This is a genomic window from Streptomyces sp. Je 1-332 (assembly GCF_040730185.1).
In the GTDB taxonomy this organism is placed as follows: domain Bacteria; phylum Actinomycetota; class Actinomycetes; order Streptomycetales; family Streptomycetaceae; genus Streptomyces.
In genome coordinates this window covers 1136444-1149259 of record NZ_CP160402.1, presented here as the reverse complement: position 1 = coordinate 1149259, position 12816 = coordinate 1136444, and the positions used below count along the sequence as shown (strand labels likewise).

15 protein-coding genes are annotated in these 12816 nt (G+C 70.1%); 10 read left to right on the top strand and 5 right to left on the bottom strand.

The annotated features are described in order from the left end of the window. Positions 1-53 precede the first annotated feature (53 nt). From fabG to ABXJ52_RS05365, 5 genes are all read left to right on the top strand, one after another. Positions 54-815 (top strand): 3-oxoacyl-ACP reductase FabG, encoded by a 762-nt coding sequence (gene fabG, locus ABXJ52_RS05385; RefSeq protein ID WP_363213489.1) that lies wholly within the window; start codon positions 54-56, stop codon positions 813-815. A gap of 24 nt (positions 816-839) precedes the next feature. Further along, positions 840-1595, top strand: a complete 756-nt coding sequence (locus tag ABXJ52_RS05380) for an SDR family oxidoreductase (RefSeq protein WP_367039660.1) — start codon at positions 840-842, stop codon at positions 1593-1595. Positions 1596-1783: 188 nt separating this feature from the next. Next, positions 1784-3370, top strand: coding sequence for an ABC transporter substrate-binding protein (locus tag ABXJ52_RS05375; RefSeq protein WP_367048824.1), 1587 nt, complete (start codon positions 1784-1786; stop codon positions 3368-3370). 93 nt (positions 3371-3463) lie between these two features. Beyond that, positions 3464-4147, top strand: coding sequence for a uracil-DNA glycosylase (ung, locus tag ABXJ52_RS05370; RefSeq protein WP_367039658.1), 684 nt, complete (start codon positions 3464-3466; stop codon positions 4145-4147). 103 nt (positions 4148-4250) lie between these two features. Beyond that, positions 4251-4739, top strand: a complete 489-nt coding sequence (locus ABXJ52_RS05365; protein WP_367048822.1) for a hypothetical protein — start codon at positions 4251-4253, stop codon at positions 4737-4739. Positions 4740-4792: 53 nt separating this feature from the next. Here the strand turns inward: ABXJ52_RS05365 and ABXJ52_RS05360 are convergent, their stop codons facing one another. Next, positions 4793-5251 (bottom strand): hypothetical protein, encoded by a 459-nt coding sequence (locus ABXJ52_RS05360; protein WP_367039656.1) that lies wholly within the window; start codon positions 5249-5251, stop codon positions 4793-4795. 256 nt (positions 5252-5507) lie between these two features. Here ABXJ52_RS05360 and ABXJ52_RS05355 point away from each other — a divergent pair, with 256 nt between their 5' ends. Continuing rightward, on the top strand, positions 5508-6413 hold the full coding sequence (locus tag ABXJ52_RS05355; RefSeq protein ID WP_367048821.1) for a Gfo/Idh/MocA family oxidoreductase: 906 nt from the start codon (positions 5508-5510) through the stop codon (positions 6411-6413). On the opposite strand, the gene lnt is transcribed toward ABXJ52_RS05355, so the two are convergent. The 3 genes from lnt to ABXJ52_RS05340 all read right to left on the bottom strand — a co-directional run bounded on the left by lnt (position 6337) and on the right by ABXJ52_RS05340 (position 9399). Next, a complete protein-coding gene (lnt, locus tag ABXJ52_RS05350; protein ID WP_367039654.1) occupies positions 6337-8154 on the bottom strand; it encodes an apolipoprotein N-acyltransferase in 1818 nt (605 codons plus the stop codon). The genes ABXJ52_RS05355 and lnt overlap by 77 nt on opposite strands. Before the next feature lie 121 nt (positions 8155-8275). Then, positions 8276-8803, bottom strand: a complete 528-nt coding sequence (locus ABXJ52_RS05345; protein WP_367039653.1) for a nuclear transport factor 2 family protein — start codon at positions 8801-8803, stop codon at positions 8276-8278. Positions 8804-9219: 416 nt separating this feature from the next. Further along, positions 9220-9399, bottom strand: coding sequence for a hypothetical protein (locus tag ABXJ52_RS05340; RefSeq protein WP_367039651.1), 180 nt, complete (start codon positions 9397-9399; stop codon positions 9220-9222). A gap of 249 nt (positions 9400-9648) precedes the next feature. On the opposite strand from ABXJ52_RS05340, the gene ABXJ52_RS05335 reads away from it, so the two are divergent. Continuing rightward, positions 9649-10503, top strand: a complete 855-nt coding sequence (locus ABXJ52_RS05335; protein ID WP_367039649.1) for a hypothetical protein — start codon at positions 9649-9651, stop codon at positions 10501-10503. A gap of 56 nt (positions 10504-10559) precedes the next feature. Here ABXJ52_RS05335 and ABXJ52_RS05330 read toward each other — a convergent pair whose 3' ends face one another. Further along, complete coding sequence (locus ABXJ52_RS05330) at positions 10560-10874, bottom strand: DUF6401 family natural product biosynthesis protein (RefSeq protein ID WP_367039647.1); 315 nt, start codon at positions 10872-10874, stop codon at positions 10560-10562. A gap of 240 nt (positions 10875-11114) precedes the next feature. Between ABXJ52_RS05330 and ABXJ52_RS05325 the strand changes: the two genes are divergently transcribed. The 3 genes from ABXJ52_RS05325 (at position 11115) to ABXJ52_RS05315 (ending at position 12813) form a co-directional block, all read left to right on the top strand. Further along, entirely contained in the window at positions 11115-11357 is a 243-nt protein-coding gene (locus ABXJ52_RS05325) for a chaplin (RefSeq protein ID WP_367039645.1), read from the top strand. Positions 11358-11514: 157 nt separating this feature from the next. Next, entirely contained in the window at positions 11515-12030 is a 516-nt protein-coding gene (locus ABXJ52_RS05320) for a hypothetical protein (RefSeq protein ID WP_367039643.1), read from the top strand. 345 nt (positions 12031-12375) lie between these two features. Next, positions 12376-12813 (top strand): hypothetical protein, encoded by a 438-nt coding sequence (locus ABXJ52_RS05315; protein WP_367039641.1) that lies wholly within the window; start codon positions 12376-12378, stop codon positions 12811-12813. The last annotated feature ends 3 nt before the right edge of the window (positions 12814-12816 follow it).

Genomic DNA, 12816 nt, shown 5'->3' with positions numbered 1-12816 from the left:
CTCACCATCGGGGCGTACCGTAGAGCCGCATCCCAAGGGCGAGGAGAACCAGCATGTCCACCACTGAGCAGCGCGTCGCGGTCGTGACCGGAGCAGCGCGAGGCATCGGCGCGGCGACCGCCGTACGCCTGGCCGCCGAAGGCCGCGCCGTCGCGGTGATCGACCTCGACGAGGCCGCCTGCAAGGACACCGTCACGCAGATCACCGCTGCCGGTGGCAAGGCGATCGCCGTCGGCTGCGACGTCTCCGACGAGGCTCAGGTCGAGGCGGCCATCGCCCGGATCGCCGACGAGCTCGGCGCGCCCACGATCCTCGTGAACAACGCCGGTGTGCTCCGCGACAACCTCCTGTTCAAGATGAGCGCGAGCGACTGGGACACGGTCATGAACGTGCACCTGCGCGGCGCCTTCCTGATGTCGAAGGCCTGCCAGAAGCACATGGTGGACGCCAAGTTCGGCCGGATCGTGAACCTCTCCTCGTCCTCCGCGCTCGGCAACCGCGGCCAGGTGAACTACGCCGCGGCCAAGGCGGGACTCCAGGGCTTCACCAAGACCCTCGCCAAGGAGCTCGGCAAGTTCGGCGTCACCGCCAACTCCGTGGCCCCCGGCTTCATCGTCACCGAGATGACCAAGGCCACCGCCGACCGCGTCGGCATGGGCTTCGAGGACTTCCAGGCCGCCGCCGCCACGCAGATCCCGGTGCAGCGCGTCGGCCGCCCCGACGACATCGCCAACGCCATCGCCTTCTTCACGGGCGACGCCGCGGGCTTCGTCTCGGGTCAGGTCATGTACGTGGCCGGCGGCCCGCTCAACTAGTTCTGTTCCCGGAGGGATGCGGAGATGACTGTGCAGGACAGCGGAAAGGCCGCGCTCATCACGGGCGCGAGCCGCGGCATTGGCTACGGCGTCGCGGAGGCGCTCGTCGCCCGCGGTGACCGCGTGTGCATCACCGGACGCAATGAGGACGCGCTGAAGGAGGCCGTCGAGAGGCTCGGCGCCGACCGCGTCATCGGCGTCGCGGGCAAGGCCCACGACGAGGCCCACCAGGCGGTCGCCGTCGAGCGCGCCATGGAGGCCTTCGGGCGGGTCGACTTCCTGATCAACAACGCCGGTACGAACCCGGTGTTCGGTCCGATGGCGGAGCTCGACCTCAACGTGGCGCGCAAGGTCTACGAGACCAACGTGATCTCGGCGCTCGGCTTCGCCCAGCAGACCTGGAAGGCTTGGCAGAGCGAGAACGGCGGCGCGATCGTGAACATCGCCTCCGTGGCGGGCGTCGCCCCCTCGCCGTTCATCGGCGCGTACGGCATGAGCAAGGCCGCCATGGTCAACCTCACCCTGCAGCTCGCGCACGAGTTCGCGCCCAAGGTGCGCGTCAACTCCATCGCGCCCGCCGTGGTCAAGACCAAGTTCGCCCAGGCCCTGTACGAGGGCCGTGAGGAGGAGGCCGCCGCCGCGTACCCCCTGGGGCGGCTCGGCGTGCCCGAGGACATCGGGGGCGCCGCCGCGTTCCTCACGTCGAGCCAGTCCGACTGGGTCACGGGACAGACACTCGTGGTCGATGGCGGCATCTTCCTCAATGCGGGCGTCAGCTGACGAAGGCCGAGTAATCGCCAGGTACGCCCTTCAAAGGGGACGTACACGCGCATCAAGTGCCCCGTCGGCGCCGCCAGTTGGCCCGGCGGGGCATTGCGATATTGTCTCCCGACCCATGGCATGGCCGATCGAGGAGCGTGCGCGTGTTCAGTGAAGTTCGCCTGGTGGCGGCGGCGGGTCTGCGTGACCTGGCCGGTCTGCCCCGCCGGGGCCTGCGGCCGGCCGCTGCGCTGGTGACGATATCCCTCCTCTCGGGATGTGGAATCTTCTCGTCGGACGAGTCCGACGAGGAACAGAAGATCACCGTCGGCACGATGAGTGCCCCGAGCACCCTCGATCCGGCCGCCGCCTGGGACAGCTCCTGGGAGCTGTACCGCAACGTCTTCCAGACGCTTCTGAGCTTCCCCAGCGGGGCGGCCGAGCCGGAGCCGGACGCGGCCGATTCCTGCAAGTTCACGGATGCCACGAACCAGGTCTTCACCTGCGAGCTGCGGGAGGACCTCAAGTTCGCCAACGGCCACGCGCTGGACGCGAAGGCGGTCAAGTACACCTTCGACCGCATGCGGCGCATCGACGTGGAGGGCGGTCCCGCCGGTCTGCTCGGGTCGCTCGACAAGGTGGAGACGAAGGGCGAGAGCACGGTCACGTTCCGGCTCAAGAAGCCGGACGCCACCTTTCCCTTCGTGCTCTCCACCCCCGCCATGTCGATCGTCGACCCCAGCGAGTACCCGGCGGACAAGCTCCGCGAGGGCACCTCGATCGCGGGCTCGGGCCCGTACGACCTGGAGTCGTACAAGGCCGGTGAGCGGGCGGAACTGGTCAAGAACCCCCACTACGAGGGTGCGGCCGACCGCCAGAACGACGCCGTCACGATCCGCTACTTCAAGAAGTCGTCCACGATGGTCGAAGCCCTGAAGAACAAGCAGATCGATGTCACCTTCCGCGGACTCGCGGCGGAGGACGTCGTCGAGATGCAGGCCAACAAGCACGCGCGCGAGGGAATCCAGCTCGTGGAGGGCTCGGGCACCGAGATCCGGTACCTGGTGTTCAACCCCGATGACCCCTGGGCCAGGAAGAAGCCGGTCCGCCAGGCCTTCGCCCAGGTCATCGACCGCCCGGCCATCGCCCACAAGATCTACCAGGACACCGTCGAGCCGCTGTACTCGATGGTCCCCCAGGGGCTCACCGGCCACGGCACGGGCTTCTTCGACGACTACGGGGACCCCAGCGACAGCAAGGCCGCGAACATCCTCAAGAGCGCGGGCATCAACGAGCCCGTGCCGCTCACCCTCTGGTACACGACCGACCGCTACGGTTCGGCGACCGAGGGAGAGTTCAAGGAGATCAAGCGGCAGCTCGAGGCTTCCGGCCTCTTCAAGATCACGATCAAGGGCCGCCCCTGGACCGAGTTCGACGCGGGCACCAAGAAGCGCGAGTACCCGGTCTTCGGCCGTGGCTGGTTCCCCGACTTCCCCGACGCGGAGAACTTCATCGCGCCGTTCGTCGGCACGAAGAACGTGCTCAACACGCCTTACCCGTCACGGGAGATCACCGACGAGGTGCTGCCGCGCTCGCGCCGTGAGGCCGATCGCGGCGCGGTGGCCGACGACTTCGAAAGGGCCCAGAAGCTCCTGGTCGACGACGCGCGGCTGCTGCCGCTGTGGCAGGGCAAGCAGTACATCATGGCGAGCGAGGAGATCGCGGGCGGCGAACGGGCCCTGGACCCCTCGGCGATCATGATGATGTGGGAGTTGCAGCGCAAGACCAGCTGGTAGCGGGAGGCCGCGGGCAGCGGGCGCCGGGTCGATTGTCAGTGGCCGCCGGTAGGTTCTGTGGTGAGAAGTGACCGCACACCGGAGGTTGTTGACGTGACCGACATCGCCATGCTGCCCGCGTCCTGGCGCGGAGTCCTCGGCGAGGAGCTGCAGAAGCCCTACTTCAAGGAGCTCACCGAGTTCGTCGAGGAAGAGCGGGAAAAGGGACCCGTCTACCCTCCGCGTGACGAAGTCTTCGCCGCGCTCGACGCCACGCCGTACGACCAGGTCAAGGTCCTCGTCCTCGGTCAGGACCCATATCACGGCGAGGGGCAGGGGCACGGCCTCTGCTTCTCCGTGCGCCCCGGCGTGAAGACCCCGCCCTCGCTGCGGAACATCTACAAGGAGATGCGGGAGGAGCTCGGCCACCCCGTGCCCGACAACGGCTATCTGATGCCGTGGGCCCAGCAGGGCGTCCTCCTCCTGAACGCGGTGCTCACGGTCCGTGCCGGAGAGGCCAACTCCCACAAGGGCAAGGGCTGGGAGAAGTTCACCGACGCGGTGATCCGCGCGGTGGCCGCCCGCCCCGACCCCGCCGTCTTCGTCCTGTGGGGCAACTACGCCCAGAAGAAGCTGCCGCTCATCGACGAGGAGCGGCACGCGGTCGTGAAGGGCGCACACCCCTCGCCGCTCTCCGCGAAGAGGTTCTTCGGCTCGCACCCCTTCACCCAGATCGACGCGGCCGTGGCGGCGCAGGGGCATGCGCCGATCGACTGGCGCATTCCCGACCTGGGCTGAGGTCGGCTGATCGACACTGGACCGCGCCTGACCGTGATTGTCAGTGGGGGCGGATAGCGTCGAGAGCGGTGTGCACGATGGGCGTACGAGCGTGGAGGACCCGGTGGCGGAGCAGCAGGAGCAGGCGGCGGAAGACGCCATGATGACCCGGATCGGGCAGGCGGTCATGCTGCACCACGGGGGTGACCGCGAGGAGGCGCAGGGCCGCTTCCTCGGTCTCTGGTCGGAGATCGGCGAGGACGGCGACCCGCTGCATCGGTGCACGCTCGCGCACTACATGGCGGACACGCAGGAGGACCCCTCGGACGAACTGGCCTGGGATCTGCGGGCGTTGTCGGCCGCTGACGAGCTCACGGACGAGCGCCTGCACGAACACCAGGACTCGATCGCGGTCCGCGGTTTCTATCCGTCCTTGCATCTGAACCTCGCCGCGGACTACGCCAAGCTGGGGCGCCCCGAGGCCGCGCGCAATCACATCCGGCGGGCGCGAGGGGCGGTCGGGGCGCTGGGGGACGACGGGTACGGGGACGGGATCAGAGCGGCCATCGGAAGGCTGGAGCTGCGGCTGGGGGAGGGCAGCGAGGTGGAGTGAGGCCGCGGGCCGCGGGCCGGGGGCCGGGGGGGGAGGGGCGTGCGCAGTGGGGGTCAATGACCGTAGGCGCCCTGGCAGATGACTGCTTCGGGGCTGCCGGGCTGCCAGCCGCCGTACTGCTTGCCGAGGGCGCAGAGGTCCGCGCTCGTGGGGACCGCGGAGGGCAGAGCGGGCGGTGCGGCGGCCTCGGGCCGGTGGCCCTGGCGGCGCGGGGGCGGGTCCGAGCGCTGCGGGGGGAGCACCGTGGGGCGCTCCGGCGCAGGGACGGTCGGTGCGGTGCCAGTGGCGCGGGGCACCGGGTCGCGGGGCGGCCCCACGAGCTCCAGTGCCTCGCGGGCCGGGGCTTCCACGACCCGGGGGCGGGAGTCGCCGTCGGCGCGGGGTGCCGGGGGTGGGGCGCTCGCGGCGGACGGCCCCGGCGCGGGCTGCCGCTCGACGCTCACACAGCCGGAGAGGGCGGTGACCGCCACGGAGGCCAGGAGTGTGGCGGCGGTGGCCGTGGTTCGGTGCATTCGCGCAACTCTGCGGGGTGAGGGGCGCTTTCGGCGAGGGAACGGGGGGAAGTTGGCCCGCATGGGTGAGGGTGCCTCTGGCCGGCAGGGGGAGCGGGGGTGCTGGGGTGCCCGGCGGTGGGTTGTTGTCTGCGGGTTGACTCTGGTTTGCCCTGCCGCTTCGCGGCGGATCTTCTCCCGCCCACCCACCCGTTTGCCCGGCAGTATGCTGCGTGGGGCGGGACTCGTGCTGTGGTAGAGGAGAAACAGGACAGTGGTGAAGGTTGGCTGTATCGGACTCGGTGACATCGCGCAGAAGGCGTATCTGCCCGTGCTCACCACCCTGCCGGGCGTCGAGCTGCACCTGCAGACGCGCACGCCCGCGACCCTCGCCCGCGTCGCCGGCGTCCACCACATCCCGGACGAGCGCTGCCACACCGACCTGGACGCGCTGCTCGCCCAGGGCATCGACGCCGCCTTCGTGCACGCCTCGACAGCCGCCCACCCGGAGATCGTGACGCGGCTGCTCGAAGCGGGCGTGGCCACCTATGTGGACAAGCCCCTCGCGTACGAACTCGCCGACTCCGAGCGGCTCGTGCGTCTGGCCGAGGAGCGCTCCGTCAGCCTCGCCGTCGGCTTCAACCGCCGCTTCGCGCCTGGCTACGCGCAGTGCGTCGAGCACCCCCGCGAGCTGATCCTGATGCAGAAGAACCGCGTCGGTCTGCCCGAGGACGTGCGCACGCTCGTCCTCGACGACTTCATCCACGTCGTGGACACGCTGCGCTTCCTCGCGCCGGGGCCGATCGACCACGTCGGTGTGCGCGCCCGCATCCAGGACGGGCTCATGGAGCATGTCGTGCTGCAGCTGGCGGGGGACGGGTTCACCGCGCTCGGTGTGATGAACCGGCTGAGCGGTTCCACCGAGGAGATCCTCGAGGTGTCGGGCCAGGACACGAAGCGGCAGGTGCTCAACCTCGCCGAGGTCATCGACCACAAGGGCCAGCCCAGCGTGCGGCGGCGCGGCGACTGGGTGTCGGTCGCCCGGCAGCGCGGCATCGAGCAGGTGGTGCTCTCGTTCCTCGACGCCGTGCGCGCGGGCAAGGTGCTCAGCGCCCGGGATGCGCTGGCGACCCATGAGCTGTGCGAGCGTGTGGTTCGCGCGGCTCAGGAGCAGGCTGCCTGAGCCGTCCCCTGGCCGGCCCCCGCAGGGAACGGACGCCCTCGGCCGCGCACAGCAGCGCCAGCACACCGAGTGCGGCGTGCACGGGCCAGTCGCCCAGCCTGACGTACGGCGTGACGCCCTTGGCCAGCGGAATGTCGTACGTCGCCGTGCTGCTCGCCGAGGTGGAGAGCGGCGCTCCGACCCGCTCGCCCCGCGGGCCGTACACCGCGGAGACGCCGGTGAGCGTGGCGTGCACCATGGGGCGGCCGGTCTCGGCGGCCCGCACCGCCGCGAGCGAGGCGTGCTGCTCGGGCGCCCAGCTGGACTGGAACGTCGAGGTGGACGACTGCGCGAGCAGCAACTGGGCGCCCTCGCGCGTCAGATGACGGCTCATGTCGGGAAACGCCGATTCGAAGCACACCAGCGGCCCGACCTTCAGGCCGCCCCCCACCTTCATCACCACCGGACGCTCCCCGCGCCTGCGGTCCTCGCCCGCCGCCTTGCCTACGGACGTCGCCCAGCCGAGGAGCGAGCGTGCGGGAACGTACTCGCCGAAGGGGACGAGCCGCATCTTGTCGTAGCGGTCGCCGGCGGTCGGGCCCTCGGGGCCCACGAGGACGGAGCTCTTGAAGATGCCCGTCTTGTCGGAGCGGCGGGCGTCCACGTTCACCAGGACGTCGGCGCCGACCTCCCGGGACAGCGCGGCTATCCGCCGGGCGACGTCCGGTCGCTCCGCGAGGTCGTAGCCGACGCTGCTCTCGCCCCAGACGACGAGGTCCAGGTCCTGGCCCGCCAGGCCGCGGGTCAGCTCCTCCTCACGCGCGAGCCGCCTGTCGGCGCTGCCGGCCCCGTCCATCACCCCCGGCTGCACGACGGCCACGCGCATCCGGCCCGCGGGCTCGGGCGACGGCGCCCATGCCCAGGCGGATGTGGCGGCCGCGGCCACCGCCACGAGTCCGGCGGTGGCGGGAACGGCCCTGGCGGCGGCCGTGCGTGACGTACGGGATGGGCGTGACGTCAGGGAGGGGTGTGACGTAGGGGAGGGGCGTGACGTACGAGCCGCACGGGCCGGGAGCGGGACCCGGGCCTGCCGGGCCCGGGCCGCGACGAGCGCCGCGACGGCGGTGTTCAGGGTGACGATCAGGGCGCTGACCAGCCATACGCCGCCCACCGACATCAGGCGCAGGGCGGGCTCGACCTGCCACTGACTGGAGCCGAGCAGACCCCACGGGCCGCCGAGGCCCTCCCAGGACCTGACCAGCTCGACCATCAGCCAGCCGGACGGCAGAACGACCAGCGCTGCCGCGGTCCGCCCCGGGGTGGGCGCCCCGCCCATGAGGCGCCGCACCAGCCAGCCCCACGGCGCCCACAACAGGCCGAGCAGCGCGGCGATGACGAGGGTGAACACATGGAGGCTCGGCAGCAGCCAGTGATGTACCGCCACCATGAACCCGAGGCCGCCGAGCCAACCGTCGAGCGCCGCCCTGCGCCCCGTGTCCGCCGAGCGTGCCAGCAGGATCCAGGGCACGAGCGCGACGTAGGCGAACCACCACAGCGAGGGGGCGGGAAAGGCGAGGGCGGGCAGCGCCCCGGCGAGGACGGCCAGAGCGCCGCGCCATCGGGGCGACGCGAGCAGCCCCGCTGCCGACGCGGCTGAGGGGCGTGGCCACTGCCGGCTCGGGTCACGCCGGGTTCGGTCACGTCGGCCTCGGTTACGTCGGCCTCGGTTACGCCGGGTCCGGCCGTCGCTGAGTGGATCCATGCAGCGCCTCCCTCGGTCCCCGACGCCGGTCGTCCCTCCAGTGTGCGCGCCGCCGACGATCTAGAACAGTGCGCCCGCCGCTGACGATCTAGGCGCCTGCGCGCGCCCGCCGTGCGTCTTCTCAACCGGGGGTACGGGCCGTGGAGCGCTCCTGTATCCGGCGCCACTTCTCCTGCACGGTCACCTGACGCAGCCGCCAGCCCTCGTGCGTGCGCAGCGCCGTGAAGGCGTAACGGCCGCCGCAGATGAAGTCCGGGGCGGAGGAGCCCGTGCCACGCCCCTCCCCGTCGGCGCCTGCGCCGACGCGCTCGCCCTCCTGCGAGGCGAAGCGCATCGGGTTCACGAAGTCGGCCTGGACCTGCGCGGTGTCGCCGATGTCCTGCTCGAGTGTCCCGAACCGGACCAGCCTGTTGACGATCAGATGCTGCCGCATCGGGAAGAGCTCCATCGTCCCGGCCAGCCATCCGGCCACGTCGTCGGCGCTTGCGTCGATTCCGCCCGCCGAGCTGTAGTCGGCGCGTCCGTCCGGGGTGAAGAGCCGCCGATACGCGTCCCAGTCGCCGTCGTCGACGGTCACTGCGTACTCGGTGATGAGGGAGTCGATGGCCAACCGGTCCATCACGGTGGCGAGTTCCACGCGCTGCGTCATCGGGTCAGTGTTGGGCACGGGGGGTCCCCAGCCAAGGGGCGTGCAGGAACGTGCCGGAAAGGGTGCGGGAACGCGGCGCGTAGCGTGCGGTCGATGGAGGGCGGTCGCGTGGCAACTGCCTTAGTATGCGGGCAAGTTGGCAGTCCGTGGAGGGCGCGGACACGTTGAGCTGGGAGGCCCGGTGAAGAACGAGCAGCGCATCGCGGCGTACAAACAGCAGGGTAACCGCAAGGATCTGACGGGCCGCCAGAAGCGCCGCATCGCGCGGAAGGCGCGTCAGGGCAAGGGCTGAGCGACTGGCCGTCGTCGCGGACGCTCAGGACGGGGGGCGGCTCCCCCATGGAGCCCTCGGCAGGACACGTGCACACCGACACGGTGGAAACCTGCGCCCGCATGAGGCAGTTCACGGCCACGGCCTAGGCCGCCTCGACGACCTCCGCGCGCACGGCGGCGGCCCACTCCGTCACCAACTGTTCGTACTCACGGCGCTGTTCGGCCGAGAGGCGTCCTCCGGCGCGCATCCACAGACTGCGGATCCGCTCGTTCAATTCCGCGGCAGACCGCACGGAACCACGGGGCTGAGGGGTTAAGGGCATGCGTAGAGCCTAGGGGATAGCTACGACAATCGAAACTCTCAGCTACCGAACAAATCCTCCAAGTGAGCAGATGCACAAACGGCTCGGTCAGTCACGCGCCGTCACCCGTACGGCGCAGCACCGGGCGGTACCGGGCCGTGGCTCCTGATATCCAGGGGAAAAGGGACGCGCCGGAAGCCGCGCGCCGTGGGGGATTCATCGCCCTGACGCCGTAGTGGCGGCCGGGGCCCACCGAGTGGAGGACCACTCATGTCCCAGTACATAAGTCTCTCCGTGGACTTCACGCGGGGCCTCAACGACGCCTGGTCGAAGGTCGCGCAGTTCGTGCCGAAGCTGATCGGCTTCCTGGTCGTCCTGGCCATCGGCTGGTTCGTGTCGAAGATGATCGCGCGGGTCCTCGACCGGGTGCTGCGCAAGCTCGGCTCCGAGAGGCTCGCGGAACGTGCGGGCGCCTCCCGGATGTTCGCGAACTCCAAGCACGACACGACGGGGATCGTCTGCAAGGTCGTCTACTTCGCCCTGCTCCTGATCACCCTGCAGATCGCCTTCGGCGTCTTCGGGAGCAACCCGGTCTCCAACATGCTCGACGGCATCGTCGCCTGGATCCCGCGCGCCGTCGTCGCCATCGTCCTGATGGTCGTCGCCATGGCGGTGGCCAACGTCGTACGCGACATCGTGACCAGTGCCCTGTCCTCGATGTCGTACGGGAAGACCATCGGCACGATCGTCTGGGCCTGCATCGTCGCCCTCGGCGTGATCGCGGCCCTCGGTCAGGCGGGTATCGCCACGACGGTCACCCAGCCCGTTCTGTACGCGGCGCTCGCGGCCGCTGCGGGAATCCTGATCGTCGGCGTGGGCGGTGGCCTCATCGGCCCGATGCGGCAGCGCTGGGAGCGGTGGCTGAACACCGCGGAGCAGGAGACGGCCAAGGCCCGTGGCAGCGTCAGTGCCTACCAGGCCGGTCGGCAGGACGCGATGACCAACCAGCCGGTCGGTGAGCGCGAGGCCAGTGACATGCGCGGCGATATGCGCGGCGACATGCGCGGTGACACGGGCAGCCACCTGCGTGGCGACACGCGTGGTGACACGCGCGACGGCATGTAACCGGGTCCAGATCAGGCTAGGTCAGGTCAGGTCAGGTCAGATCAAATCTGACCAGTTCAAAACCCGGAGGCCTCCGGTACCAGGTCGTGCCGCCTCACCAGCCAGGAGATGGCGGTGAGGCGGCACACCGCGTAGTCGTGGCCGACCGGCTCCCGCCATCCGTTCTCGGACAGCGCGTCGAGGAATCCCAGGGCGTAGTCCGAGAGGAGCTCGGCGTCCGGCGTCGGCGGTACTAGTCCGGCCCCGCCCATCTCGAGACGGTCCCGCAGTTCCGCTACGTGCTGGTCCACGGCGGCCGTGAAACCGGGCTCGAAAGCGAACTCGGCGAAGCGCGGGGCGTACGAGGCGCTGATGCGGGCGAGGGGCGACATCCCTTCACCGTAGGGCGGCCAAACCCTCCTGAAGAGGGTCTTTCGGCATGCCATTGGTCACAGCGCCCCCCGGCCCGGCGGCGGTTCCCCTCAGTCGGCCCGAGCCGCCCCGGGCAGTGACCCGCGTACCTCTGACGGGCGAATCCGTTCCTGCATCCGGGCCATGATCGTTTTATCTGCCTCCCGAACTGGTGAGGCCTCACAGCCGCACGATCCGTTTCCCCACCAGGAGGTACCCCCATGCGTATGCGCTCGATCTTCGCCGCGACCGCCCTCACCGCTACAGCCGTCCTCGGGGGAGCGGGCGCCGCCGTAGCGGACCCCGGCCCGGACGCTGCCGCCCACGTCGCGAACTCCCCCGGCGTGCTCAGCGGCAACGCCGTCCAGGTCCCCGTCGACCTCGGCCTCAACCTCTGCGGCAACACCGTCGACGTCATCGGGCTGCTCAACCCGGCCACCGGCAACAAGTGCAAGACCAACTGACCCACTCGCACCAAGGCCCCGCCGCTCACGTCAGCGGCGGGGCTTTTCGATCTCCCCCGGGTGACCACGGGCGCGGCAGGTCTGCCGGCCCGGCGACCGCGAGGTCCCTCCACGCACTCGTGTCGACCCAGCCCCACGGCGGGTAGATCCTGAAGGTATGAACGGCATACGCACATCCGCGGTCGCCCGCCTGTCGGTCGCCGCGATGACTGCATGCCTCCTGGGCGCAGGAAGCAGCATGGCGGCGGCAGCACCTTCGGTGTCGCCCACGGCTGAGAAGGCGGGCGCCTGGGGAGAGGCGAAGAAGTGGGACGGCGGCCTCACGGTCACCGTTTCCAAGCCGAGCAAGTTCACGCCCGGCGAGTACTCGATCGGCCACGAGTCCGGCAATCAGGCCGTGAAATGGCGAATCAAGGTGCACAACGGAACAGATGAGGCGTTCCAGGGAGCGCTGATGAGCGTGTATGTGAAGTCTGGCAGCGACGGCGTCGTCTGCGAGCAGATCTTCGACGGGGACCTCGGTGCGGGAATCACGGGCAGTGTGTCGCCCGGGTCTTCGGGTGCGGCCGACTTCGCATTCGATGTTCCGCGGGGCCAGCTGAACAAGGTTGACCTGGAGGTGCGACCCGAATTCGACAAGGACGGGAAGCACTGGGCCGGCGAAGTGAAGTAGACCGGCCCGCTGGTCCGCCGGGCTGGCCCTCGGGGACACCTCGCGACCACTTGCCCGCCAGATGACATCGCCGACGTGTACGCCCACGGCGGCGGTTGGCCCCGTCGAGACCCACGGTGGCGGGTGGCCCGTCGAGGCCCACGGCGGCGGTTGGTCCCGTCGAGCCCCTGACCGACCAGACGGTGGGGAACCGCAGTCAGACGGTGGGAGCCGCGCGCCCGGCATGCCCGGAAACACTGGACTCGCCCGCTCACCCCCCCGTATGTCACGAATTCGTGACTCTCCCTTCACGTCCTCTCCACATGCCGCAGGATGCTCCTCAAGCACGACATCCCAGGGGAGACCATGCGCACACGCACCACCATCACCGCTTTCGCCGCGGCAGGCTTACTCGCACTCACAGGCTGCGCCGCCGAGGACAGCGGCCCCGACGCCACGTCCCCGGACACGACGCAGACCGAGAAGGCCAGGACCGAGAAGGCCAAGACCGACGACGCCCCCGCCGCGGACACAGAGGCGGACCCGGGTGAGGACGTCGGCACGGACGCGGACGCGGAGACGGCAACGCTTCCGGACATGACCGGCAAGGGACTCCAGGCAGCCCAAGACGAGGCACAGGCGGCGGGGTTCTACTCCCTCACGTCCTCCGACGCCACAGGCGCCGACCGCATGCAGATGTTCGACCGGAGCTGGAAGGTCTGCTCACAGTCACCCGCCGCCGGCGAGCACCCGACGGACACGACCGTCGACTTCTCCACGGTGAAGCTCAGCGAGGAGTGCTGAGCA